Consider the following 26,285-nt stretch of genomic DNA (forward strand, 5'->3'; position numbering starts at 1 on the left):
ATTGTAATTAATTGTAACGGTGGGGATGAAAATGTTAGAGAAACTCATTATTGAATTGGCTAAATTAACGAAGCAGGTTGAAGAAATGAATGGTGATAAAACTTATCTGGCTATAAATAAAGATGATGAAGGATTATACGTTGAAGCTAAATTTTCACGTGAGCAATATGAAGAGGAAGCATCACCTTATTTTAAAGTGAGTTTTGAAATTCTTAAGGATGCTTGGAGAAAATTTATCGCTATGCGTACAGTAAAGAGTGAAGATTTTGGACAAGCGGGTGAATGTAATACTTTCTTGGTAGCTTTCTTTTCACAGCTTCCATTTGTGGATGTAAAGGAATCGGGAGCTATTACATTTAAAGAATTCAAAACCGATAATCTACCAAGCGAAAAATACGATAAAGTCATGCTCTTTTTAGAAGAGATCATGAATGGTACATATAATCCAAGTACGTTACGTGAACAAACGGATGAAAATTTATATAGAATGAAATCTAATGCGCGCCAAGATTTAAGATTGTTGGGCTTTTTGAATGAATCTCATGAAATAAATCAGTTGCTATTAAGCGAATGTGTTCAATCGGAAGATAAGAAAAACTACATGGCACAGTTAGTTTTAAAACAAGAATATTTCTGTCATGCTTTATTTGTTCTTGGATTGTTAGAGAAGTATTCAAAGGATGAAAAGAAAGCAGCTCTAGTTGATTTGGGAATGACAATTGTCCGAAATTCATTAGGGGATAATTTGATGGTTGAATCGGTAGCGAGGCGGCGTACGAATAATTTACTAGATTGGCTTGAACAAGTGGGACTAGTTAATGATGAATGGATTTCTGTTGAACAATATGTAAAAGATGATGGGGAAAAGGGCGGTAGTATGAACAGTAATTTGCGTGAAGGATTTTTAAGGGTAATGGACGGTTATCTAGATGCAAAAAAGGGGAGTGCAAAAGGGCATAAATTGGCTGAATTGGTTCGAAAGGACATAACAACAGAAATTAAGTGTTTACCTTTTATGAATGACAGTAAGTACATCGTTACTGGCTCGGTTGGACAAGGGAATTGGGCATCTATTCCGTGGATTGCTATTATGAATAAGGATATTACTAAATCGACTCAGAGGGGATACTATATCGTTTATTTATTTAGTGAAGATATGAAAAGATTGTATCTAACTATAGGACAAGGGGTAAAAGATACGCCTAACGAAGAAATAGAGAAGATTAAGCAAGAAGTTCGTCAACATATATATATGTCTAAAAAGGTGAAGAAAGACGATAATATTTTCCTTGGTACAAGTTCAAGAGCGATGGATTATGCAAATTCAACAGCTGCCTATATTGTATACGATGTGAACAAAATGCCAGTTGAGGTTGAGTTAGTAGAAGATTTAAAAGAAATGCTTCACTACTATGAGGGATTCATTAACTATAAAGAGAAAGGTATTAAGTATGAAGCAAGTTCTGAGAGGAAAGAAGTCCATTTAGATCAGCAATCCATTATTGATCATGTGTCTTCCTATATTCAAAGTAAGGGTTTCTTTTATGAGAAAAAGGATCTTATTAACTTTTTCCTTTCATTAAAGACGAAACCGTTTGTAATTTTATCTGGTATTTCAGGTACAGGGAAAACGAAAATTGTGCAGTGGTTTGCGGAGAGTTTAGGGGCAACAGAAGAGAATGGACAATTTACGCTTATTCCGGTTCGACCTGATTGGAGTGATAGCTCTGATTTACTTGGTTATGTGAACCTTCAAGGGGAGTTTCAAGAAAGACCGTTAATTAACGTTCTTGAAAACGCAGCTGCAAATCCAAATAGGCCGTATTTTGTAGTGTTGGATGAGATGAACTTAGCTCGAGTGGAATACTACTTTAGTGACTTTTTAAGTGTAATTGAAAGTCGTAAGTGGAAAGATGGAAAAATTGTTACGTCACCAGTACTTCCAGAATCAATTACGAATAAGCATATTACAATTCCATCAAATGTATATATTATCGGAACGGTAAATATGGATGAAACGACACATCCGTTAAGTAAGAAAGTATTAGATCGTGCGAATACAATTGAGTTTAATACTGTTAACTTAGATTATTTTAATTTTTTAATGGATGTAGAAGAGAAGGAAGCTGAAATTGCTTCAAATCGCTCTTTAGAAACCGAGTATCTTCATCTAAAAGAATGTTTTAAAGAAAACGAAGATCTTGTGAGAAATATATCGAACGTTTTAATAAAAATAAATAAAATACTTGAATCAGTTGGAGCTCAAGTTGGGTATCGTATACGAGATGAAATTTGCTTCTATATGGCATATAACGAACAAGGGAAGTTATTATCGTTCGATGAGGCGCTTGATTATCAAATATATCAAAAGATTTTACCGCGTCTTGCAGGAAGTGATGGAAGAACGGAAGAGGTATTAAAGCAATTGTATGTATTATGTGCAAATGAAGAATATGATAGTGGTAATAATGACGCTTCATATGCTAAGTATTCTCGTTCAGCTAACAAGCTGTCTCATATGTTAAGGAGGTTCGAGTATGATGGTTTCACCTCTTTCTGGATCTAATAATGAGATAGAGCTAGTTAAGATTGAAACAGAGGAGCTATCATTGACGATTAAGGGAAATCCTTATCATGAAAAATACGAGAGTTTAAAAGAATATCACGCTATGAATGCAGATGAAATGATGTATTTTCATGTAGATGGGAAGACGGAATCCGTTTCTGTATTTGATGCGAGATTGCAGAGGCTAGATGAATGGAACGAACATCCGCCAATCTTTTTTGAAAATAGAAGTTATCAGCTTGTTGTTGTTCCGAAAAATAACAAGCAGCTCTCTTTTTATCATGAACATCCGGGATTTCGAAAACAAGTTAGTTCCATTCAAATGGGTTCACTTCATGTGTTGATGGGGAATCTTTCATTTCCAAATGAAGTAGGAAATACAACGTTTGAAATTAAAGATGATCAAAATACTTTATTAACTGTTACATTTGAAGTTTTCCCGGTAAAACTGGATTATAAGGATGATTACAGAGCCTTATTAGATGAAGTAAATGATGAAATTTATAATTTAGCGTTTCATCTATTGAAAAGAACTTACTTAGGGGCATCTGCAATTTACGCTACAAATCCATCGAAGAGTGAGTTCTATCGTATTTTAAATGATTCCTTTGAGCGATTTATGAGGTCGATTTCTCATATCAAAAGGCAACCGCATCATACGCTTATGACTAGGCATCAACTTGTAAGAGGAGAAAAAATTCGTAAATTGGATTCTGTCGGAATGAACTATTTGCGAAAGCGACCACACTTGCTGCAAGGAGAAAACAGTATACCGACTAAAGGGATTACAGCTTATAAGGAAGTTTCTTATAATACGCTGGAAAATCGATTCGTTAAATGGATGATTCAAAGAGTCATACATAAAATAGATGATTTACTTAAGACGCTAGAGAAAAAGTCTAGATATGCACGTGGTGAAACTGATGAAGATTTGCTAGAGCGTGTAAAAAATATGAAGTATCGAATGAAAAATGAATTGAACGATCCATTTTGGAGAGGAATCGGAAAATTAGATCGCTCAGTCTTTTCACTCGTTATCCAAATGGCAGCAGGCTATAGAGATGCGTATCAAATCTTCTTAATGCTATCGCGAGGTTTAACATTACGAGGACAAATTTTTAAAATGTCTGTAAAAGATGTCGCAAGGTTATACGAATACTGGACGTATTTAAAACTCGGACAAATTCTATCTAAAAAATATATACCGCTTCATCAAGATGTTATTCAAGTTAAACAAGATGGTTTATACGTAACGCTTGATGAAAGTAAAACTGCAAAAAGAACGTTCAAGCATCCAGTCACTGGTGAAGTAATAGAACTGTATTTCCAGAAAAGGAACGGTAGACTGCCAACAGTTACACAAAAGCCAGATACGATGCTCGCTATTGAGAAAAAGGGAAAGAACTATCAATATCAATACATCTTTGATGCGAAATACCGAATTGATTTTGCTGAAAGGTCTCATTATAAAAAGAAGTATGGTACTCCTGGCCCAATAGAAGAAGACATTAATACAATGCACCGCTACAGAGATGCCTTAGTTGTGGAACAAGATGGACCTTTTGAGCGAGCAGCTTACGGAGCGTACGTATTATTCCCATGGAACCAAGAGGAAGCGTACGAAAACCATCCATTTTATAAAAGTATAGAAAAAGTAAATATCGGTGGATTCCCGTTCTTACCAAACGCAACAAGACTAGTCGAACAATTTCTAGATCATCTCATTGAAAAAAGCCCAGAAGAAATTATAAGAGAAGGCATCCTTCCACGAGGAACAAAAGAAGAATGGCACTCCTCATTAGAAGAAAAAGTGTTAGTGGGCAGCGTGAAAACTGAAGCCGACTATGAAACATATAGAAAAGAAGGCTTATACCAGTTACCAGTCACACAGTTAAAAGCAGGATGGCAAGAAGCAAAGTACATAGCATTATATGCACCGAAAAAATGGCACGGAGAAAAAGGCGGAATCCAATACGTAGCCAAAATCAAACACATTCAAATGCAACAAAACGATGAGTATGTACATTTCAAACTAGAGCCATGGAAAAAACTAGACCACCTCATCCGCCCAGTAGGATATGGCATTCAAACATACACAATAACAACTATGTCACTATTAAAAGAAGTACAAGAACTCCCAGAACTCTTTATGAAATCAAAAGAAGAACGAATTCTTTGGAAAACGCTGCGCCGTTTTACGAAGCAAGTTAAGGTGGAACTGGATCATAACAACTTAGATGAGGCTTCTTCTATTAAGAGTTATTATGTGCAGGATGTTCAGATTTGGGTTGATTATGAGAATGGGGTTGTTATGGTGGGGAGAGATGGGCGAGTTAAGGAAGTTCCTTTGGAGTTGGTTGTTGGGAGAGGTTCGGTGTTGTTTAGGGAAGTTTTAGAAGTATTACATGTTGAGGAATAGTGCTTAGATACAAAGGGGATTAAGAAATGGATAAGAGACCTAATTTATTTTCACATGGAACAAGTGAGTTTACGTAAATTGTAGGAATTGTTAACAATGATGGTTGTTCAATAGTAGATGCTATTAAATTATAGATGTAATTGTTAAGTATATTAGATAAATATTAGTTGGATAAAGTGTATTGTTAGCTATGCTCTTATTTTTATTTGTAAATAAAGTTTACGTGAAATTTAAATGATGACCGCGGCCCTATCAAGATAAGAAACATATATTTTACGGTTCGGTAATCTCAAGCGGAAAGGTAGTTATATCAAGGGTTTATGGGGTATTCTGTATTTTCCTATGCAAATCCTGTAACGTAGAAAAATGAAATTTTTTGACCAGAATCTTGATTAAGTTTCAATAAGTTATGACAAGTCTAAAAGTAGTTTTTGACTGATATAGAAATAATATATTAAGAAGGTTGTTTGAATTGAATGAAATTTATATAAAAACTCTTATTTATTTTTTATTGGCGAATCCTGAAGTAGTATTCGCTTGTTTTTTTGTTTATTTTACAATTTTTTTGGGGAATTTGTTTAATAGTAGAGAAAATTTAGTATAATTTTGGTAAATGATTCTATCGATTGAGTCGGAATTATGAATTCAATTTACAGATATTTTAGAGTAATATTGGAGCTATTGTGTTTTTAAGAAAGAATATTTCAAGATTGGGCAAAAGATAGTTTTGAGATAAATTGGCTTTTTGTCGGATAGTGAAGTAGTAAAGAGTAAGCTAGTGAATAAAATGTTAATAGAATAACAGAAGAATAGGAGAAGACTTTATGTATTTAAAAAGTTTAAAAATCTACAACTTTAGAAAATTTGGAATAGATAACAATAAGATAGAATTTGTTGATGCTAAAAGCTTTCAAGAACAAAAAAATAAAAAAGAGATAAACATTGCTCCTACAACCACTTTAATTGTAGGGAAAAATAACTGTGGAAAAACAACTATTATTAAAGCGTTAGATAATCTTATTAATAATAAAGACGCTTTTAAAGCAAATGATTTTAATTTTTTGTACTTAAAAAAACTACTAGATCAGTATGAACAAACAATTCTAAAGTTAGATGATGAATCAAAAGAGAAAATTGAAACACCGTATCTTCAATTTAACATTGGTATTGGAATTGAAGATAATAGTAATGATTTAGTTACCAATCTGGTTCGTTTTATGAAACTAGATGATATTAATAATTCTGAATTAGAAATTGGTATAAAAGTAGAACTGGAAAATGAAGAAGTCTTTATTAGAGATGTGAAAAAACTATTAGAGAAAAATCACAATTCAAGTATTCGGTTTAGTGGCTTTTTGGAATTGATAAATAATTCCGTCTTTAAATTGAACTACTATAATGCAGATAATGATAAAATAGAAAATTTTAACATAAAAAATTTAATTGAATTGAGACCAATTAAAGCAAATAACATTGAGAGTGAAAAATGTCTTTCAAAAGCTTTTAGTAAAATAATTGAATACCGTTACAAGTCCTTATTTGGAGAAGAAGGCAATGACCTTAATTCGAAAATCAGTGATATTAATGAGGAACTTACTAAATTAATTAGTGAAAAACATACACATAGTATAAACGAGTCTTTAGGAGAAATTGAATCAAACGAAAAACTTAAGGTACTTTTAAGGGCAGATTTGAGCTTTCAAAAGGTGATGAATAATTTAATCAAATATGAATATGTCGAACGTGATATGAACATACCTGAGAATCAATTTGGTTTAGGCTATACAAATTTGATGATGATAATAGCAGATTTAATTGATTATATGGAAAAATACCCAGAAAACTCATTTAACAGTAAAGTTAATTTAATTTCAATTGAAGAGCCTGAAACATTTATGCACCCACAAATGCAGGAGTTATTTATAAAAAATATAAATGAAGCGATTGCTTCTTTATTAAAAAGTAAAAATAAGAACGTAAACAGTCAGTTGGTAATTACAACACATTCCTCACATATACTGAACAGTAAAATACATAGTGGCAATACTTTTAATAATATAAATTACGTTACTACAAAAAATAATTATACTCATGTAGTGAATTTGCGTGATGATATAATTATCCCTAAAAGTGAAACCAACGCTCATAAAAGAGAGGATGATCTTAAATTTCTAAAAAAGCATGTTAAGTATAAAGTTTCTGAATTGTTCTTTTCAGATGCCATTATTTTTGTTGAAGGTGTGACGGAAGAAACGCTTCTTAAATATTATATTGATAATAGGGATAAGCTTAATAAAAACTATATATCAGTTTTCAATATTGATGGAGCTCATGGAATAGTTTATCACGATTTAATTAAAGCCTTAAAAGTACCAGCCCTAATAATTACGGATTTAGATATAAAAAGAGCTACTAAAGAAAAGGAAAATTTTAAACAAATCTCTGACTTAAAAGACAGGTTAACAACTAATGAAACAATCAAAAAGTATAATGGAGGTTCTGATAGGTTAGAGGAACTACGACATGAGAAGTTTGAAGTCGAGAATGTGTATATTGCATATCAGGGTAAAATTAAAGGATATTATGCAACAAGCTTTGAAGAGGCATTTATCTTAACCAATTACGAAAATAAAATTTTAAATAGTGTACTAGAAAAAATGAAACCTAAGATTTATGAAGACATCATAGGCGAAAATAAAAATTTAGATAATATTAAGGAAAATTCGTATAAGCTTCAAAAAAAGTTATCGAATAATAAAAGCGATTTTGCTAATGAGCTACTTTACAAGTTTATAACTGAAACTGAAGCACCAGGAGTTCCTTCCCTGCCACAATATATTGATAGTGGACTTTTATGGTTAACCAAAAAATTAGAAGGGGAGAAATAAGAATGAGTTTATCTAAGGTAGCTCTATCTAATAGGGAAGAAGAGCAAAAGTCATTAAATGCAATTTTTTATTCTATTGATAAAAGTGAAAGTATCATTTTTAATGCTGGAGCTGGAGCTGGAAAAACATATGCTCTTATTGAAAGTTTGAAATATGTAATCAGAAATTATGAGAAGAACTTAAAAAAACATAATCAACAAATTATTTGTATCACATATACGAATGTTGCAACTAAAGAAGTAAAAGAAAGACTAGGAAACACAGATTTAGTATTAGTGTCTACAATACATGAAAGAATTTGGGGACTTATTAAAGAGTATCAAAAAGAATTAGTTGAAATACATAAAGAAAAATTGGAAGATGAAATTTCAAATTTAAAACAAAAATTAAAAATAGCTAGAGAATATAGTAAATACCGAGAATTGGAAGATGATTTAAAGGAAAAGTTTGAAAAAATAATGATTGAGAATAAAGAATTATTCTTTCAAAATTATAGTGTTACAGCAGCAGAGTTGAAAAAATCATTTAAAACAATCTTAAATGATTACCCTGATATACTAAAGAATGTTAGCAATTTCAAAAAAATAGTAAACACTATCTACAAATTAGATAGGTATAGAAAATGCTATGAAAATATAATTTCGAATAAAAAAGGGTATAAATCTGTAGAATACAATTCGATTTATAATAATGATCAACTTCATAAAATGCGAATAAGCCACGATACCTTGTTAGATTATGGTTTGAAAATAATTGAGAAATATGACTTGTTAAAGCAGATAATCATTGATAAATATCCTTTTGTTTTTATTGATGAATATCAGGATACCGATGAAAAAGTTGTGTTAATAATGAGTTATTTAGAGCAATATGCAAAAAAAATTAGTCATAACATTTTTATAAGTTATTTTGGCGACACTGCTCAAAATATTTATGATGGTGGAGTAGGAAGTAAAATAACAAAGATTCACTCAGGTTTAAAGTCAATAAATAAAGTATTTAATAGAAGATCTACAAAAGAAGTCATTGAGGTTATAAATAAAATTAGAAATGACAACATTCAGCAAATATCAATTTATGATGATTGTGAAGGGGGCAGTGTAAAGTTTTATACAGGGACTTCAGATAATGTTAAGGACTTACTAGATAAGTATATACATGAATGGAAAATAACTACGAAAAATCAACTACATTGTCTAGTTTTAACTAATAAGATTGTTGCAGAATATAGTGGTTTTAAAAATATATATGAAGCTTTTAAAGAGACAGATAAATATAAAGGTATCAATTATAATCAACTTAATACGGAGCTTTTTAGTAATGATTTGTCTAAGCTTGGTGAAATCCCTAAGTTATTATTTAATATAGTTAGGTTACAAAATAACCTTTTAAATAAAACGACTTCAGTCATGGATATTTCGCCTAAAGAAAGTTTATTTGATGATATGAGTATAGAAGGTTTGAAAAAGTTAATTAAATCATTAAAAGAACACAAAGGGAAAACATTAGGTGAATATATAGAATCAATATCAACTGTCTATTCTCAAGTTAATGACGAGAATTATAAAAAAATAATAGATTGGACTTTTGGTTTTGAAAATATCACATTCGAACTATTTAAAAATTATCTTATAGGAAAGTTATTCAACCAAACATCAGATGATGATATTGATCATGCAAACACAACTATACAAAAAATGCTAAAGGTTGATATTGCTGAGTATGGCTTGTGGTATAAATTTATTATGGATAAACAGGAAGAGAAGGTCATTTATCATACCTATCACGGTACAAAGGGTCGCGAATTTGATAATGTTATTATTATTATGGAAAATGCCTTTGGAAGAAATCGAGATTATTTTAATTTCTTTTTTGAAAATTCCTTGCATTCAGATGGATTGGAAGATGAGAGGGAGCGGAATCTGGAAAAAATAAAGAATTTGTTATATGTTTCTTGTTCTAGAGCTATTAAGAATTTAAGAGTTATATATATTGATGATGTCACTAGTTTCGAAAGTGGAATAAAGGAAATATTTGGGGAGATATATCTTTTTAGTAATAATTAAATGAAGATATTTTTTATGAATTAAAATTATTGTTTGGAATTGTCATAACAAACTCCTAACCCTTTTATAAAGAAACATCTCACTCGCTAGACTTAATTATTAAATTTATATATTATTTTATTATTTAAAGCCTTAATTTTGCTATTGATTAGTCGCTCATAATATTTAATTATGAGCGGTTTTATAAACTCCGAGCAAGAGTTTTGAAAATGAAAATCAGAGACGGAGTTTATTATTCACAATACTGTTCACATGTAATTTTAGGTGTTAAAAAATAATTAAAGTAGTATAAGTAATGGTGATAGTTTAGTTTGTTAACCTTCTATAAGAAAAAAGTCTCTATTGACCTTTTACTTATTCAATAATCGTCCTTGTGAAACAAGAAAAGTTTGTTCTTTGATATAGAAGATAATTGGAGTATCTAGTTCATTATTAGTTATTTTGTATAAGTAAACGTTCTAAATTAGGTGCATAAGCATAATCATGAAATGGGTGATGAGTTGGCTTTTGGATTTTATATTTGGAGGTTAATGATTTTGCTATCATTTCATTCCCCCTAAATATCGTCTTGTTTTGGTGTTCATTTACTTGATAAACAATTTTTTCGATTAGACCTGTTTTTTTATCAAACTCAATTTGTATTACTTTGTATATTTGACCAAATATTTTTATTTTTGGTTGTTTCATTATGCCACTCCTTTCAAATATAGCACATAAAATTACTATTTCATCAAACTATTCATTGGCTATTCAAAAAATTACCTGTCTTACATGCTCTACAAGGAGTTTGGTAGTTGTAGGCTTTTATACTTCAATTTCAATTTTTATTTATATCTGTTTTAAACTCTTTCAGTTTTGATAAGGTAATCAAAACCGAAAGAGTTTATAGTGATTAATTAAATCTCAAACACTAAAATAATTAAAAAGGTATTTTGAAATTTCTTCCTCTTCCCTTTCTATACAAATTAGATCTAATACAACATTATTAAGAAGTTTCTTGAAAAATTCCAATTTCAATCTAGAAAAGAAAACATTGTAAAATTGTTTACACTGCATATGCATGAAATCTGGTGTGTATTGTAGGCTGTTTTAGAATAAGAAGCAGGAACTCAATGTTTTTTCATCTATTTCGGATGAATAGATATGAACCTTGTCTTCTTTATGGAAAATTTAAGGGGAATCAAATGTAATACCCTCTTGATTTCCCTTCATAATAAGAATATTTTGGATATGTTTGTTTAATGAGTTAAGGTTTCATGTAACGAGATTAAACTATTTATAAATTGGCCAATTTTACTATTCATTGCGGGTTTGTCCCATATTGTTAAGTTTTCTCAAGTTTTTACACAGAATACAACTTTTTTGTTTTTGTATGTTTATTTATACAAGAAGGGTTGCTTTTCAGATGAAGAGCAATCCTTTTCTTATGATTGGATGAATAAAAATGGATACAGTAATACAAGATGTAACTTTTTCATCTTTGGATCATATCGATTGCTGTTCACTTTTGGTGAGAAAAATTAGTAAGTTCATGTAGCAAGAAATGATAAAAAAGTACCTCAAAAGGTACTTATGTGTCTTTTGGGGTAAATAAGCTATTGATGTAGTCGTATTGTGATTAACAGTATTGAAGTATAACATTTATAAATAAGCGATCATTTTATTGTATCTTATTGTTTATCTGTGCTTATGATACAATATTGACTATACATTATGAGTAATAAAAGAAGAAATACTGTAGAAATAAAGGATGATTAAAGATGCCATCATTGAATTGGATTGGAAAAGATGCGGTTATCAAGCATCATAAAGAAATACCGTTTCACTTGTTACAGCAGGTAGATAAATACTCATTCGGGGATTTAAGTAGTAATAACTTATTGATAAATGCAGATAACATTATGGCTCTAAAGGCGTTATTACCGCATTATGCAGGAAAAATAAAATGTATCTATATTGATCCCCCTTATAATACGGGTAATGAACATTGGGTTTACAATGACAATGTTAACAGTAAAGAGATAACAGAATGGTTAGGGAAGGTAGTAGGTAAAGAACTTGAAGATCTTTCTCGGCATGATAAATGGTTATGTATGATGTATCCTAGATTGCTATTAGCAAGGGAGTTCCTAACAGAGGATGGAATTATATTCATATCAATTGATGATAATGAGCAACCGCTACTTAGAATAATAATGGATGAGATCTTTCATGCGAAAAACATGCTAGCTAATTTCATTTGGCAGACAGAGGGGAATTTTGATAATCAGGCTAAAGTTAAGATTTGTCATGAATATATTTTAGCCTACTGTAAGGATATATCTTCGTTTCCTGCTCCTCCAGTAATTGATCCAAATATAAAAGATAATAGTAAATTATTTAAACAATATATTCGGAATACAGTTGTTAAAAATGGACCGAAAAACCCAGTTAGTGAAATCGCACTACCTGCAGGATTTCCTGCAGAGTTTAAGAGTGGCGTTATTTCAAAAAGGGATGATGTTTGGCCTCATTACGAAAGCGACCTTATTATTGAAGACTATAAACTTCAAGTAGCAGTTAAGGCAAAGAGTGGTTGGAGTTCAAAAAAGATTCTACAAGAGTTTATTGACTCGGATTTTGAAGTTGTGAAAGATAGTAAGGGGCAAGAAACAAAGTTTGTCCTTACCAAAACTGGAGCAATTGAAGGGATTAAAAAGCGTTCAAGTTCACAAAGTCATGTTATTAGTGTACTAAGAGAAGTGGGGAGTACACAACAAGCAAGTGCGTATTTAGATTCAAATGGAATGAAGTTTGACTATCCAAAGCCAGTAGGTCTAATAAAATATCTCTTATCGATGATCGGGGAGAAGAATTTTACTGTATTAGATTTCTTTGGTGGGAGTGGGACTACGGCCCAAGCTGTTATGGAGTTAAATCATAAGGATAATGGTAATCGTCAATATATTGTTATCGAGTGGGACAATAACGTTTGTTTAAATATTGCTGCGAAAAGGCTTTCTAATGAAATTAATAAAGCCAATGTCGAGGATAGTAACTTAGTGAATTTTGAACAGAAGTTAGGTTTTAAATATTTAACATTAGGTCCAACGCTATTTAATGAACATAATTTAGTTAATGAAAATGTTCAGTTTGAACAGTTAGCTAGACACATTTATTATATGGAGACCGGAAATGCTCTTTCAATAAGTTTAGACAATACCCCAACGAGCTTTCTAGGGGTGGAAAATGGATTAGGAGTTTACTTGTTATATAATAATGAAAATCCAGTAGAAAGTTTACCATTAACAATTGAAAGTTTACGCAGTCTCCCAAAATATGAGGGGCCGAAAGTCGTTTATGGTACTACTTGTAAGTTAAGTAGTACAAGATTACAACAGGAACAAATAACCTTTAAACAAATACCATATGAAGTGAAGGTGAAATAAATGTTTAATTTAAAGGATTATCAACAACGTACACTAGATTCTTTGACAAATTACTTTAACGAATGTAATAAGATTGATGACGCAAATACTGCATTCTATAAAGTGACTAAAAAATCATCTGGTACAGGCGTATCCTATACACCAGTGAAAGGTTTAGAGGGAATACCTTATGTATGCCTTAGAGTACCCACGGGTGGAGGAAAAACCATCATGGCGTGTCACTCAATAGAAATAGTGCGAAATCAACTTCTGCAGACTGATCATTCTGTTGTTTTATGGTTAGTACCGTCTAATGCAATAAAAGAACAAACCATTAATGCATTAAAAGATCCATCTCATCCCTATAGAAGGGCATTAGATGGATCTTTAGGATCTGTAAATGTTTTAGATACTGTAGATGCTCTGTATATTAAAAGGGCAACTTTAGATACAACAACTACTATCATAGTTTCAACTATGCAAGCATTTAGGGTAGAGGATACCCAAGGTAGAAAGGTTTATGAATCGTCTGGATCATTGATGGATCATTTCAGTGGAATTAGTAATGAAATTTTAGAAAGATTAGAGAAAAATGAACAGGGTATTTATAAAAAATCACTAGCAAATGTGTTACATATGAGAAGGCCAATATTAATAGTTGATGAAGCACACAATGCACGTACGGAACTCTCTTTTGATACTTTATCTCGCTTTAATCCATCTTGTATTATAGAATTTACAGCTACACCTGATACTGAAGATAACCCAAGTAACGTCTTATATAGTGTATCGGCTGCTGAACTAAAAGCAGAGGAAATGATTAAGATACCTATCTATCTTGAAACGAGAAGCGATTGGAAAGAAATTATATCTATCTCAGTAGCAAAAAGAAATGCTTTAGAAAAAGTGGCTAGACTTGAGAAACAGAAGACTGGAGAATATATAAGACCAGTTGCTCTAATTCAAGCTCAGCCAAATAGAAAAGGGAGGATTTCTGTTACCGCTGAGGTAATTGAGAAATATCTTTGTGAAGAATTAAAAATTTCTAAGGAAGAAATTGCTGTTGAGACAGGTAATAGAAGAGACTTAGAAGGTGTTAATATTTTATCAGATAGATGCCCAATTAAATATGTAATTACTGTACAAGCTCTAAAAGAGGGATGGGATTGTCCTTTTGCATATGTACTTTGTTCAGTTGCAGAAATGAGGTCTTCAACGGCTATAGAGCAGCTTCTAGGTCGTATAATGAGAATGCCTAAAGCTAAGTTTAAAAAGCAAGCGGAGCTAAATAGAGCATACGCATTTGCTACTTCGCAAAATTTCTTTGAAGCAGCAAATGCATTAACAGATGCACTTGTCCAAAATGGTTTTAACAAACAAGAAGCAAAAGAATTTGTTAGAAGATCTAATAGTGAACAACAAGAGCTTGAGTTGGACGGGGCAGCTGAAGAAGACAATGATCTATATCATTTACTTGGATCTTACAGCGTCAAGCTACCTGAAAGACCCAACTTGGAGAATTTGCCAAACATGATCGCGGAAAAATTAGCTTATGATGAAGAAACTAGTACTATAACAATTTATGGTGAAATAGATGATCAAGATAAGCGGGAGTTAGAAAATTGTTTTGAAACTGATACGGGAAAAAAAGTTATTAAGCAGGTATGTGAAAAGCTTAATAGCTTATCAATGCATAATAGCCTAGCACCGTCAGAAAGAGGAGAGAAATTTGAAGTTCCAGCTTTAGCTATAAAACAAGGGGACTTATTTGAAATATTCGAGGAAACGCATTTCTTAGAACACACTTGGAAATTAACAGACTATGATGCGTTACTTACAAGAGAAGAATATTCAGGAAGTGGTAATTCAGGACAGGTTGGGGAAATTACTGTGACGGATAAAGGAAGGGTACAGGCTAAGTTTGTTACTGAATTGCAACAACAATTACATGCGTTTAATATTGAAACTGGCTGGACAGCCATAGACTTATCCGTATGGCTAGATAGAAATATTTCTCATCCCGACATTTCACCAGCTGAAACAAGCATTTATTTTTCTAGGGTAATTAGAACCTTAATTGATGAGAGAGGAATTAGTTTAGAAAAGTTAGTTATTGATAGATATAAGCTTAAAAATGCAATGGTGAAAAAAATTGATTTGTTTAGGGAAAAAGCAAAGCAAGATAGTTTTCAGCAATGTTTGTTTAATGATTTAGAAGATCAAATTATTGTAACACCAGAAGTTTGTTTTTCTTTTAATCCTATACAATACCCATGTAGTACTTATTATAAAGGCTCTTATAAGTTTCAAAAGCATTTTTATCCACAGGTTGGTGAATTAAATGAAAGAGGAGAAGAGGTAGAATGTGCCCAGTTTATAGACACTCTACCAGAAGTTAAGTTTTGGGTAAGAAACCTAGAAAGAAAGGGGAAATACTCATTTTGGCTTCAAACCTCTACAGATAAATTTTACCCTGATTTTGTATGCTTATTGACTGACGGGAGATATCTAGTTATTGAATATAAAGGTGAAGATCGTTGGAGTAACGACGATTCAAAAGAGAAAAGAGATATAGGCCTTCTTTGGGAATCAAAGAGTAATGGTAAATGTTTATTTATCATGCCTAAGGGAAAGGATATGGATGCAATCAGGGCAAAAATATCAAAAAAATAACTGTGAAGTTTTGGTTGATTTTAATGATATATGAGATTACATAAGTGGAAATTTTTGTTGGCAATTAAGATTTATTAGAGGAACAGAGTGGATTTTTTTGAATGGATAAGGTGCTCTTTTCTATTTTTTTATGTAATTAATTAGTCTTTATTTAGCTTCTATGCAGGTATAAGAGGTAAAAGTTAAAATAATAAGCATTGACCAAAAGGAACAGTTATTGACGAAATCTTGACCAGTAGACAAAAAATTATCCTTTAAGAAAGTATATTGATTGCGCTACATAAAGAAAACCCCTTGATTATCAAGGGGTTTTTCGTATGATCCCGACTGGTCTCGAATCAGCAACCTCCACCCTGTCAAGGTAAAAGCCTTATTTTATCTCTATATTAGTGATACCAAACTTTTTCTATACATTCCCCTTGCACCTCCCCCAACGTCACCCCCTAACCTACAAATCAAAAAGGGGGGACCAAACCACTCATGAAAACCATCACAAAAGAAAAAAGAAACACCATCATCATGCTACTACTCTCAGCCGCAATAGGAATCTTTTCGCCACAATTCATGTACATCACGCTGGCACGTAAAAATGAAGTGTATAAATACCATTTCCGAAAAGCATTCAATTTTCATTTGTTAATCTTTCTTCTATTTAATATTAGTTCGCGTGTTAGTGATGTTTTTTTGGGGGATCGTATGAGGTCGTTCAAGTGATCATTGTTACGTGGAAAGTAATACGAGATGAGCCATATCGTTATTTTATTCGAATTCCGTTGTTTAAAGAAGATAGATATGCGGTGGAAGGAGAATAGGTGATGAAACAAGAAGTGGAGATAAGGGGAAAGCGAATTTTGGTTATGATTGCCGTGTTGTTTATTGCTATTTATATTGTTTTACGAGAAAGAAAGTATGAGTACTTTTATGATGGTATTAGCGGGTATGAAAATCGTTATAGAGGGAATGTTCCTTTTTTATTGCTTATTGTAGGTTTGTTTCAATATTATGGGCAGAATGAGATGAGTTTTTCTCATATGCTTCAGTATGTGAAAGAGAAGTTAGCGGAGTAGGTGATGGTATGGCGTGGATGATTAGTGAGTTCGCCAGTGTTGGGGATGTTACGGTGCGGACGCTTCGTTATTATGACAAGATTAAATTATTAAAACCGAGCGATTATAATGAGGGTGGACATCGATTATATACGAAAGATGATTTGTATGTGCTGCAACAAATTCAATCGTTTAAGCATCTCGGTTTTTCGCTTGGAGAGATTCAAAATATTCTATTACAGCGTGATATAGAGACTAAAGATTTTTTAAGACAAATACATCTTCAAAGGGAATTGCTTTTGGCAGAACAAGAAAGAATTGCGAAGGTGCTTTCGCATATGGATGAGATGACGAAGAAGTTTCAAAAGGAAGAGAGAGTAGATGTTGCTTTGTTTTCTTCATTTTTGCAAACTTTTATATGGGAGAAAGAAAATAAAGAATGGTTAGAGGAATACTTTTCAACTGATAGTGTTCAAACTTTTTATAATAATAAGGAACTAAAAGAAAAGTTTGATCGGCGATTTATGCATGTGATAGGAAAGTTGAAAAAGTATAAGGAAGAGGGGAAGGAGCCAGATAATCTTGATGTTCATGTTGCCTTAAGAGAATTTTTCAAACTGATTAAAGAGATGATGGGATATCTTCATATTTCTCATGAGGAGTTAACGAATATAATTAAACAATCTAAAAGTGGAGTTCCTTTGGCTGAATTTCCAGCACTCTTCACAAGTGAGGAAGAAGAGTATATAAAGAAGGTGGTAGATACATTGGATAAGCCAGAGGTTTTTAATGATAATAGATAAAACTTGTATAAAAATTTTTCAGGTAAAAAATGTAAAAAATCGGATGAAAATAGTACTTGTTTAATAGAAAGAAGGTTCTGGATGTAGAACCTTCTTTTATGTTTAGTAGAGAGTTGGTTATTTGTTTGCCTTATTAAATATTTCGTTATTGTGATAGTCGATAAACTCTTTAGATATGTTATGAACCTTAACGTTTTTTAACATCGAATAATTTAATGGGATGGCTCCGTAATCACATAGAGCATGATGATTAGGGCACAAAACAATAATGTTTTCACTTATATCTGGACCATTATGAGGACTACCTAATGGCTTAATATGATGAGCTTCAGAGTAATGTTTATCTGTAGATAATTCAAGTCTTTCACCACAGATTTGACATGTGTGATTATGTAATCTTTTTAAATCGCGGGTTAAACTTGTATCTCTTAGAATTCTATATACTTCAGTTTTAATTTTTTCAGGTGGAGTTGTGATATCGGTAGCTTCAATTAAGCCTTCTTCATTTCGAAGTGCCCAAGTACCTTCTCCTAATCCATTTACTGAGTAAAATAAATCTTTTTTTTCATTAAAGATTTTAGAATGGGATGAATGTGTTTCGATAGTATTTCTTATAATGCTTCTCCAGGAGTTTGGTAATGGTTCAGTTCTAACTCTTTTTACTTCTTCATAAAGTTCGTCATAATGGCTGACACCATCTAAATTATTAAAAGCTGTTATAATGTCTTCTAACCAAGTTGTCATAATGTATCTCCTATTCTTTTGAAAATATATTAATATAATTTATATATTCTTCCTATTATTGGAATATCCTCTTTTAAGAATGGAAAATTAAAAAATAAATTGGATTTAATTATAACTAGCCCCTCCTAAGCCCCTTACAAGCCCCTACCAAGTAATAAATCACTAAGAAAAAACATAACAAAACAAAAACACCAACAAACACCGTAGTAGGAGTCGAAAAAATTTTTGAAATAACACGCCAAAAACCCTGCCATCCTCCCATATATATTATGAAGGGGCTTTTACTTTTGAACGGAGACGGGAGGAACTTTGATGGCGGTGTATCGTAATGTGCAGGTGAATTTTTGGCAGGATGATTTTGTTTTGGATTTGACGCCGGAGGAGCGGTATTTTTATGTGTATTTGTTAACTTGTTCGAAGACGACGCAGTGTGGGATTTTTCCTTTTCCGAAGCGGTTAGCTGAGATGGAGACGGGTTATAATCGGGAGACTGTTGATAAGCTTGTGCAGCGCTTCATTGATTATGGGAAGATTCTTTATGATGCGGATACGCGGGAGTTATTCGTTTTAAATTGGCTTCGTTATAATCCTGTGACGAATACGAATGTGGAGAAGTGTGTGCTTCGTGAGCTTAAGGGTGTGAAGAATAAGGAGTTTGTACATATGTTTCTTCAGAAGTGCGCTGAGGAAGAGCTAAGTGTTCCGATGCTTTTAGCGCATTTCGGTATGCCTGATGATTTGACTGTGGATGATGTTGAGCCGATTTGTGAGGAGACAGAGGAAGAAGAGGTTGTAGAGGAAGAAACGGGAAGTCGTGTGTTTTCTTTTTATGAGCAACATTTCGGTAGTTTGTCTCCGTTTGCGGTGGAGGAATTGAGTGCGTGGATGGAAGATTTGTCAGAGGAGCTTGTGCTGAAGGCGCTTCAAATTGCATTTGAGAATAATAAGCGGACGGTTGCTTATGTGAAGGGGATTCTGCGTGGGTGGCACGGGAAAGGGTTTACGAAAGTGTGTGAGGTTGAGGCAGATACGGCTAAGTTTCGGAAGAAGGAGTCGTCTGTTAGTACGGGGGAGACGGAGGAGTTTTTGGCGAGGTGTGAGGAGTGGGAGAAGAATGCGCCATCTGAGGAGGAGTTGCAGCGCTTTTTAGCGGAGCGCGGGTGGCGGCCATGAGTATTCAAAATGTGGAGGCGGAGAAGACGGTGTTAGGTTCTCTACTAATTGATGGAGAGCTTATTAAGGAGTGCCGTTTGACGGAGCAGTATTTTTCTATGCCAGTACATAAGTCTATATTTCAGTTAATGCGAAAGATGGAAGGCGAGGGGCAACCGATTGATCTTGTGACTTTCACTTCTAGGTTGGACCCGAATTTTTTGAAGGGCATCGGGGGAATGGAGTATTTTATAGGGTTAATGGATGGTGTGCCTACAACTGCCAACTTCTCTTATTATGAGGGGCTTGTTCGAGGTGCGTGGAAAATGTATCAGGCTGGTGTTCTCGGGCACAAGATGGGGGAGCGTCTTATTGCGGAGAAGAGTGAGAAAGTTATCGGTGAAACGATTACGGCACTTTGTGAGTTAGAGGAGAAAGACTCTGTATGTGAGTTTGATTTGAAGGATGCGTTAGTTGATTTGTATGAGGAGCTTCATCAAGATGTGAAAGAGATTACTGGTATTGAGACTGGTTATACATCGCTAAATAAAATGACGTGCGGATTGCAGGAGGGTGATTTTGTCGTCCTTGGTGCACGCCCTTCTATGGGGAAGACTGCGTTTGCGCTAAATGTTGGACTGCATGCGGCGAAGGCTGGAGCGGCAGTTGGATTGTTTTCGTTAGAGATGAGTAGTAAGCAATTGTTAAAAAGGATGGCGTCTTGCGTGGGCGAAGTGTCAGGAGGTAGGCTGAAAAATCCGAAGCATCGTTTTGCGATAGAGGACTGGGAAAAGGTGAGTAAGGCGTTTGCGGAGATTGGTGAGTTGCCATTTGAGATTTACGACAATGCAGGCGTTACAGTGCAAGATATTTGGATGCAAACTCGTAAGTTAAAGAGGAAGCACGGTGATAAAAAGATTTTAATTATTGTAGATTACTTGCAGCTTATTACGGGCGACCCGAAGCATAAGGGCAATCGATTTCAAGAGATTAGTGAAATTTCTCGTAAGCTTAAGGTATTGGCGCGTGAATTAAATGTTTGTGTAGTAGCATTGTCACAATTATCTCGTTCTGTAGAAGCACGGCAAGATAAGCGTCCACTTTTATCTGATTTAAGAGAGACCGGACAAATTGAGCAAGATGCGGATGTCATTATGCTTATGTACCGCGAAGATTATTACGATAAGGAAACGAAGCAGAAAGAGATGACGGAGATTCATGTGGCGAAGCACCGGAATGGGCCTGTGGGGAGTTTTAAGCTGAGATTTTTGAAAGAGTTTGGGCGGTTTGTGGAGGGGAAATAGTGAAAAGGCTGGAGCATCACTTTGCAAATAAAATAAAGCATAAGTGTTCTATTTCATTCACTTATGCTTTATTTTTTGATTCTTTCAATATGCTTCTCATTTCCCCATAAAGAAAGACTTTCTCTCTGCAGTAATCCATTGCTGCAAATCATCTTGGCTACGTCGGACAAGTCGATTGACTAAAACATCATGCCATACATAATCCTCTAATAAGTATATATGAACGGGGTCATCTGTATAAAAAGCAATATTACGCTCTTCAAGTGATGGTCCATAAATCATCTCTTTAGAATCTATTGATACAATAAACCAATGTTCTGTAGACAAGGTCTCTGTATAAGGTGTTATACGGTGAGCTTCTAGATTTTTAATGGGATTTTCAACATGCAGGGTAATACCTTGTATTGTAACTTTATCAGCTACTTCAGATAGATCTTCTTTTAACGCTTCATACATCTCATCCCACATTGAAATGACAATACGCCGTTCTGCTTTTTTTATTAATGCCTGACAATAGCTAATGATTGTTTTATTGTCTTTTAAAGTAATCACTCGATTATCCGTTTTTTCCTCGGAAGTTTCTAGTTTTTTTAATGAATCACTTATTCCTTCATAAGTAGACTGCCATTCTGATTGCGCCTTCTGTAAAAAGATTTCAACAGGTAGAGGTGAATAGCGAGTGGTGTCATTTATTTCTTCCTTCATGACAATTCCTTTTTCTACAAGGTTACCTAAAATCTCATAAATTCGCGCTCTTGGGACCCCTGAATCCTTACTTACTTGGTAGGCTGTAGCAGGCCCCTGTTTCACAAGAGATACATAAGATTTAGCTTCATATTCATTAAAACCAATTTTTTTAAGCTGTTGTACTATGTAGTCCACTTTTTTCGTCCTCCGATGTTTGCTGTTATATTTCAACGTTACAATAACTCTTTACATTTAGCAAATTGATAGTTACTATTACAATAGTGACTAAAGGGGAGGCTACTAGTATGGATTTGTATTTAGACCCATCCGTATTAATTATTTTGATTGTTTTTGGGTTTGTGGCTGCATTTATTGATTCAGTTGTAGGCGGTGGTGGATTGATTGCCTTACCAGCTTTATTGTTTACAGGGCTGAATCCAGCAAGTGCAGTAGCTACGAATAAACTAGCATCGACAATGGGAAGTGCAACTAGTAATATTGTGTTTTATCGTTCTGGTAATCTTGATTTGAAATCGGCGTTTAAATTAGTTCCGCTCACTTTCATAGGTTCCATAATAGGGGCATGGACCGTTCATTTAATGAATCCAGAAGTACTGAAGCCGTTGATGCTGATTATGCTTGGTGCGGTCGCTATTTATACGATATTCAAAAAGGATTGGGGTAGTATTTCCACTCATAAGAAATTGTCTGGTCGACACGTCATTATTTTTACTTTCTTTGTTTTTGCTATTGGTTTTTATGATGGATTTCTAGGTCCTGGAACAGGTTCGTTTTTAATGTTTTCTCTTTTATTTATTGGGTATGATTTTTTAAAAGCAGCAGGTAATGCGAAGCTTCTTAATTTAGGAAGTAATGTTGGTGCATTGTTAATGTTTATGTATGTAGGGCAAGTAAACTATGCATATGGTTTTATAATGGGGATTGCTCAAATTGCTGGAGGGATTGTTGGCTCCAAATTCGCTATAAAAAAAGGAAGTGGGTATGTTCGTGCCCTTTTCATTACAGTGACTTGTTTGTTGTTAGCGAAAAATCTGTATGACTATGTGCAGTAAGTAATGTAGAAAAGGTTAACTATGTAGGCTACATAAATATAATAATTCCTTGTAACATATTTTAGATGCTACCTTATTCGAAGGCAGCATCTAAAAAAATTAAGGTAAGAGGGTGAAAATAATACAAAAGAATATTTTCGGGGTATGTTTATGTAATTTGGCGAAATAACTATTCCATATTCTTCTTATAATTAACCCGCAACAATCCTTTAAAATCCAACTCAGCAATCAACACACTAACTAATATAAGCGTAGCCCCTAAGTATCCTTTTCCTGTCAGCGTTTCACCTGTGAAGACGAAAGCAAAGCCTGCGGAAAAGACAGGTTCTAATGAAAAAATAAGACCTGTATGGGTAGGCGTCGTGTATTGCTGGGCGATAACTTGCACGATGAATGCGACTGCAGTGCAAAATATGCTTAAGGCTAAGATGATGAGCCATGAGTTGGTTGTGCTAGGCAGTTTTGGCGTTTCGATAATGAATGAAAAAATAAGACTAAATAGGCCGACGAAACCGAGTTGTATGACTCCAAGTGCAATGGAGTTCACATGTTTCGTTACGCTGCCAGTGATGATGACGTGAATCGCATAAAATAAGGCTGACAGTATGCAAAATATATCGCCGTTACCGATCTTGAATTCGCTAGTTAATGTTAATAAGCCGATTCCTATTATCGTTAAAATGATTCCTACTATCACTTTCTTTTCAGGAATGTGTTTTAAAAATATAGCTGATAATATCGGAATGAAAATGACTGTGAGACATAGTAAGAAACCAGCATTAGAAACACTCGTATACTTTGTGCCGAAAGTCGCGAAAATGTAAACGATAAATAAGACAGAAGCGAGTATAAATGCATATTTTACAGTTTTAAAATCGATTTTGAATAAATGTTTGTAAAATATTAAACCTGATAAAAGAAAGGCGATAATAAATCGTAATGCGATTAAGTTGTATTCTTCTATGCCTTCAAGTCCAACCTTTGTAAGTAAGATGGATGCACCCCAGAAGAATGTAACAAGTAGTAGCCCTAAATCCGCTTTTAATTGTAGTTTCATTTCTATTCCCTCGTTATGTATAAATTTTATAATCCCATACCCCTATCCCCATTCTTCATTTTAATATTAATTCTGAATATTTGTAACTTAAATTTATCGACGTTTTATTCCATAAAAAAAAGAGGCTGTTTATAAAACAGCCTCTATGTATCTGAAAATCCGAACCTTGACTAAAGACTACGTAGAATCTCCACCCCTTTTCTTGTTAAATGAATCCCTGCTCTACCTTTTTTTATTTCCACATAACCTTTCATCTTCAGGAAGTTCAATCGGTGTCTAACCTGTGCCTCAGTTAATTTCATTTCGACTTCTTGGCTCTTTTCAGAAATAATTCTTCGTCCGATTGCCTTTCCTTTTTCTTCATAATTCATGATAAGGGTAAGGATGAAAAGTGATTCTTGATCAAGAGCTTTTGAATTTGAAGAAAAGGGTTTAATATTTTCTGCCTGATCGCTATTTGTTTTCTTATGTGGAGGCTTTTGAAAATAATGTTGATTAGGCAAATCATTTTTTGTTATTTGGTTTCCGGTACGGACAGCAAGCATGTAATCTATCGTATTTTTAAGTTCTCTTACATTTCCGTACCATGGATATCCTTGCAGTTCTTCAATTAGTTCTTGATCAATTTTGACTTTAGAGTCCGATAGTGCAACAAAATGTTTAGCTAATAATTCAATGTCATTTCGGCGCGCCCTTAATTCGGGAAGGTGTATAAAGAGTACTTTAAGCCGATGGTATAAGTCTTCTCTAAACACATTTTCTTGAATCATTTTCAGTAGATCCTTATTGGTCGCTGCAATAATCCGGACGTCTATCGGGATAATTTGGCTTCCGCCAACGCGCATAATCTCTTTTTCCTGCAATACTCGAAGTAGTCGTGCTTGAAGTTTCAGGCTAATATCTCCAATCTCATCTAAAAAAATAGTGCCACCATTTGCTTGTTCAAATAGTCCCATTTTCCCGCCCTTTTTTGCTCCGGTAAACGCTCCGTCTTCATAACCAAATAATTCACTCTCGACTAAATCATCCGATAAAGCACTGAAGTTAACGGCAAGAAAAGGGCCGCTATTTCGCTGTGAAGCATTATGAATAGCACTTGCAAATAACTCTTTTCCGGTACCACTCTCACCCTCAATTAATACAGTTAAATCAGTCTTAGCTAACCTTTTGGCAATTTGTTTCGTGTCTTGGATCGTAGAGCTAATCCCAACGATGTTATGAAAATTGTATTTTGCTACATAACCTTTTTTGACAAATTCTTTTCTCAATTTCCGTTCAAATCCGATGGTCTTAAGGGCATTTCTAAAAGTAACAATAATCGATTGATCATTTATATGTAGGCGTTCTACTATTACATCCGAGCCGTTTACAACAAATATTCCGCTTTCTTGTTGCTTATTCGAAAGGATGAAGTTCACTAAATCGATATTATCAATAATGGCATCAATCGGATGACCAATAGCATTTTTACTTTTTATTTTCAGCATGCTTTCCAGAAATTCATTAAAGACAACAATTCTTCCTTCATAATCAATAGCTAGTATGCCATCACCAACACCATCAATAACTTGATGAAGTTGTCGATGAGCTTTAGCTAAATTCTTTGTTAAATCTACTATTTTTCGATAGTATCTCTCAGAAACGTGGTTACCTGATTCCTCCATTAAATGAAATCGATCTAGAATGGACATGATTGTAGTAATATCTATTAATCTATGACCAATATTAATTACTTTTTCTACAAAGTCAGGGATGATTTCAAGTTCGCCAGGTGTAATTGCGAGCTTGATCATTTGTATATTCGTTTTTCCAGGATAGTATGGGACATATTCAATATGGTTCAGCCCCAATTGACGCATCGTTTCAATTGATTCGTATACTGTTTTATGATTATCATTCACATATAGGGCTTGTGTTCCTTCTGGTAAAAATAAAAGCTGGTCTACGTTTTCATAATTTAATGTTCGTTTTGCTATTATTACTTCGCAGTTTTCCCCAATAAAGTCTTTCACCGTTTCTATCGTAAATGTATTAGGTAACACAATTAATGTAGAATGAAATACTTTTGGAATACTTTCTTCTACAGAAAAACTTTCGATATCTATGAGATCACCTACCATCTCCGTTAGTTGTTGATGTAGGGCTTTTCGTGTTTCTTTTAAAACGGTGATCAATACAATGTGGTTGGTTTCAAATTTGTTCATAGAGCACCTCTTTAGTTGAATGGAATTGGTCTAAAGTTGGTTATTAATTGGTCATTATGTAACCAATTAATAACCAATTATAATACATTTCAGCATAGTAAACACCGATAAAACGACAAAATATTTAAAAATATGTAAATAATCACTTTAATTTCAATGTTGGCACGATATTTGCTTATATCAATGGTGTGTAAAG

At 33.6% G+C, this 26,285-nt stretch carries 16 protein-coding genes and 1 pseudogene; 12 read left to right on the forward strand and 5 right to left on the reverse strand.

Features of this window, described 5'->3' with window-relative positions:
• The first annotated feature begins 31 nt into the window (after positions 1 to 31).
• The 4 genes from N2V80_RS04745 (at position 32) to gajB (ending at position 9,939) form a co-directional block, all read left to right on the forward strand.
• Positions 32 to 2,566 carry an McrB family protein gene (locus N2V80_RS04745; protein WP_061655044.1) on the forward strand — a complete coding sequence of 845 codons (2,535 nt, stop codon included), beginning with the start codon at positions 32 to 34 and terminating at the stop codon, positions 2,564 to 2,566.
• On the forward strand, positions 2,541 to 4,985 hold the full coding sequence (locus N2V80_RS04750; protein WP_061655072.1) for a restriction endonuclease-like protein: 2,445 nt from the start codon (positions 2,541 to 2,543) through the stop codon (positions 4,983 to 4,985). Before N2V80_RS04745 ends, N2V80_RS04750 begins: the two co-directional genes overlap by 26 nt.
• Positions 4,986 to 5,809: 824 nt before the next feature.
• Positions 5,810 to 7,873 carry a Gabija anti-phage system endonuclease GajA gene (gene gajA / locus N2V80_RS04755; protein WP_061655045.1) on the forward strand — a complete coding sequence of 688 codons (2,064 nt, stop codon included), beginning with the start codon at positions 5,810 to 5,812 and terminating at the stop codon, positions 7,871 to 7,873.
• A gap of 2 nt (positions 7,874 to 7,875) precedes the next feature.
• Positions 7,876 to 9,939: a Gabija anti-phage system protein GajB gene (gajB, locus tag N2V80_RS04760; protein ID WP_061655047.1), complete on the forward strand. Its 2,064-nt coding sequence runs from the start codon at positions 7,876 to 7,878 to the stop codon at positions 9,937 to 9,939.
• A gap of 432 nt (positions 9,940 to 10,371) precedes the next feature.
• Here the strand turns inward: gajB and N2V80_RS04765 are convergent, their stop codons facing one another.
• The gene (locus N2V80_RS04765; protein WP_061655049.1) at positions 10,372 to 10,626 is read right to left on the reverse strand and encodes a hypothetical protein; all 255 of its coding nucleotides are present in this window, start codon (positions 10,624 to 10,626) and stop codon (positions 10,372 to 10,374) included.
• A gap of 1,073 nt (positions 10,627 to 11,699) precedes the next feature.
• Between N2V80_RS04765 and N2V80_RS04770 the strand changes: the two genes are divergently transcribed.
• From N2V80_RS04770 to N2V80_RS04790, 5 genes and pseudogenes are all read left to right on the forward strand, one after another.
• Complete coding sequence (locus N2V80_RS04770) at positions 11,700 to 13,367, forward strand: site-specific DNA-methyltransferase (RefSeq protein WP_061655050.1); 1,668 nt, start codon at positions 11,700 to 11,702, stop codon at positions 13,365 to 13,367.
• Positions 13,368 to 16,019, forward strand: a complete 2,652-nt coding sequence (locus N2V80_RS04775; protein ID WP_061655052.1) for a DEAD/DEAH box helicase — start codon at positions 13,368 to 13,370, stop codon at positions 16,017 to 16,019. It begins immediately after the preceding gene.
• A 480-nt stretch (positions 16,020 to 16,499) separates the two neighbouring features.
• A pseudogene (locus N2V80_RS04780) lies at positions 16,500 to 16,831 on the forward strand (DUF4870 domain-containing protein).
• Between the two features lie 3 nt (positions 16,832 to 16,834).
• Positions 16,835 to 17,086 (forward strand): hypothetical protein, encoded by a 252-nt coding sequence (locus tag N2V80_RS04785; protein WP_061655056.1) that lies wholly within the window; start codon positions 16,835 to 16,837, stop codon positions 17,084 to 17,086.
• Between the two features lie 8 nt (positions 17,087 to 17,094).
• Positions 17,095 to 17,868: a MerR family transcriptional regulator gene (locus N2V80_RS04790; RefSeq protein WP_061655058.1), complete on the forward strand. Its 774-nt coding sequence runs from the start codon at positions 17,095 to 17,097 to the stop codon at positions 17,866 to 17,868.
• A 117-nt stretch (positions 17,869 to 17,985) separates the two neighbouring features.
• Here N2V80_RS04790 and N2V80_RS04795 read toward each other — a convergent pair whose 3' ends face one another.
• A complete protein-coding gene (locus tag N2V80_RS04795; RefSeq protein ID WP_061655059.1) occupies positions 17,986 to 18,612 on the reverse strand; it encodes an HNH endonuclease in 627 nt (208 codons plus the stop codon).
• A 312-nt stretch (positions 18,613 to 18,924) separates the two neighbouring features.
• On the opposite strand from N2V80_RS04795, the gene N2V80_RS04800 reads away from it, so the two are divergent.
• Together N2V80_RS04800 and dnaB are read left to right on the forward strand one after the other, a co-directional pair.
• Positions 18,925 to 19,785, forward strand: a complete 861-nt coding sequence (locus tag N2V80_RS04800) for a DnaD domain-containing protein (protein ID WP_061655060.1) — start codon at positions 18,925 to 18,927, stop codon at positions 19,783 to 19,785.
• A complete protein-coding gene (gene dnaB, locus N2V80_RS04805) occupies positions 19,782 to 21,068 on the forward strand; it encodes a replicative DNA helicase (RefSeq protein ID WP_061655061.1) in 1,287 nt (428 codons plus the stop codon). Before N2V80_RS04800 ends, dnaB begins: the two co-directional genes overlap by 4 nt.
• Before the next feature lie 96 nt (positions 21,069 to 21,164).
• On the opposite strand, the gene N2V80_RS04810 is transcribed toward dnaB, so the two are convergent.
• Complete coding sequence (locus N2V80_RS04810; protein WP_061655062.1) at positions 21,165 to 21,950, reverse strand: TrmB family transcriptional regulator; 786 nt, start codon at positions 21,948 to 21,950, stop codon at positions 21,165 to 21,167.
• Between the two features lie 110 nt (positions 21,951 to 22,060).
• Here N2V80_RS04810 and N2V80_RS04815 point away from each other — a divergent pair, with 110 nt between their 5' ends.
• Positions 22,061 to 22,828, forward strand: a complete 768-nt coding sequence (locus tag N2V80_RS04815) for a TSUP family transporter (protein WP_061655063.1) — start codon at positions 22,061 to 22,063, stop codon at positions 22,826 to 22,828.
• A gap of 169 nt (positions 22,829 to 22,997) precedes the next feature.
• Here N2V80_RS04815 and N2V80_RS04820 read toward each other — a convergent pair whose 3' ends face one another.
• Both N2V80_RS04820 and N2V80_RS04825 read right to left on the reverse strand, forming a co-directional pair.
• On the reverse strand, positions 22,998 to 23,885 hold the full coding sequence (locus tag N2V80_RS04820) for a DMT family transporter (protein WP_061655064.1): 888 nt from the start codon (positions 23,883 to 23,885) through the stop codon (positions 22,998 to 23,000).
• Positions 23,886 to 24,055: 170 nt separating this feature from the next.
• Complete coding sequence (locus N2V80_RS04825) at positions 24,056 to 26,089, reverse strand: sigma 54-interacting transcriptional regulator (RefSeq protein ID WP_061655065.1); 2,034 nt, start codon at positions 26,087 to 26,089, stop codon at positions 24,056 to 24,058.
• Positions 26,090 to 26,285 lie beyond the last annotated feature (196 nt).

Origin of the sequence: Bacillus sp. FSL W8-0640, assembly GCF_038007725.1 — a bacterium.
In the GTDB taxonomy this organism is placed as follows: domain Bacteria; phylum Bacillota; class Bacilli; order Bacillales; family Bacillaceae_G; genus Bacillus_A; species Bacillus_A cereus.

Bases quoted from the DNA above. Each gene is read 5' to 3' on its own strand.
- N2V80_RS04745 (WP_061655044.1), top strand. From the start codon at position 32: ATGTTAGAGAAACTCATTATTGAATTGGCTAAATTAACGAAGCAGGTT.
- N2V80_RS04750 (WP_061655072.1), top strand. From the start codon at position 2,541: ATGGTTTCACCTCTTTCTGGATCTAATAATGAGATAGAGCTAGTTAAG.
- N2V80_RS04765 (WP_061655049.1), bottom strand. From the start codon at position 10,626: ATGAAACAACCAAAAATAAAAATATTTGGTCAAATATACAAAGTAATA.
- N2V80_RS04820 (WP_061655064.1), bottom strand. From the start codon at position 23,885: ATGAAACTACAATTAAAAGCGGATTTAGGGCTACTACTTGTTACATTC.
- N2V80_RS04770 (WP_061655050.1), top strand. From the start codon at position 11,700: ATGCCATCATTGAATTGGATTGGAAAAGATGCGGTTATCAAGCATCAT.
- N2V80_RS04800 (WP_061655060.1), top strand. From the start codon at position 18,925: ATGGCGGTGTATCGTAATGTGCAGGTGAATTTTTGGCAGGATGATTTT.
- N2V80_RS04775 (WP_061655052.1), top strand. From the start codon at position 13,368: ATGTTTAATTTAAAGGATTATCAACAACGTACACTAGATTCTTTGACA.
- N2V80_RS04795 (WP_061655059.1), bottom strand. From the start codon at position 18,612: ATGACAACTTGGTTAGAAGACATTATAACAGCTTTTAATAATTTAGAT.
- N2V80_RS04815 (WP_061655063.1), top strand. From the start codon at position 22,061: ATGGATTTGTATTTAGACCCATCCGTATTAATTATTTTGATTGTTTTT.
- N2V80_RS04785 (WP_061655056.1), top strand. From the start codon at position 16,835: ATGAAACAAGAAGTGGAGATAAGGGGAAAGCGAATTTTGGTTATGATT.
- N2V80_RS04825 (WP_061655065.1), bottom strand. From the start codon at position 26,089: ATGAACAAATTTGAAACCAACCACATTGTATTGATCACCGTTTTAAAA.
- gajA (WP_061655045.1), top strand. From the start codon at position 5,810: ATGTATTTAAAAAGTTTAAAAATCTACAACTTTAGAAAATTTGGAATA.
- N2V80_RS04790 (WP_061655058.1), top strand. From the start codon at position 17,095: ATGGCGTGGATGATTAGTGAGTTCGCCAGTGTTGGGGATGTTACGGTG.
- gajB (WP_061655047.1), top strand. From the start codon at position 7,876: ATGAGTTTATCTAAGGTAGCTCTATCTAATAGGGAAGAAGAGCAAAAG.
- dnaB (WP_061655061.1), top strand. From the start codon at position 19,782: ATGAGTATTCAAAATGTGGAGGCGGAGAAGACGGTGTTAGGTTCTCTA.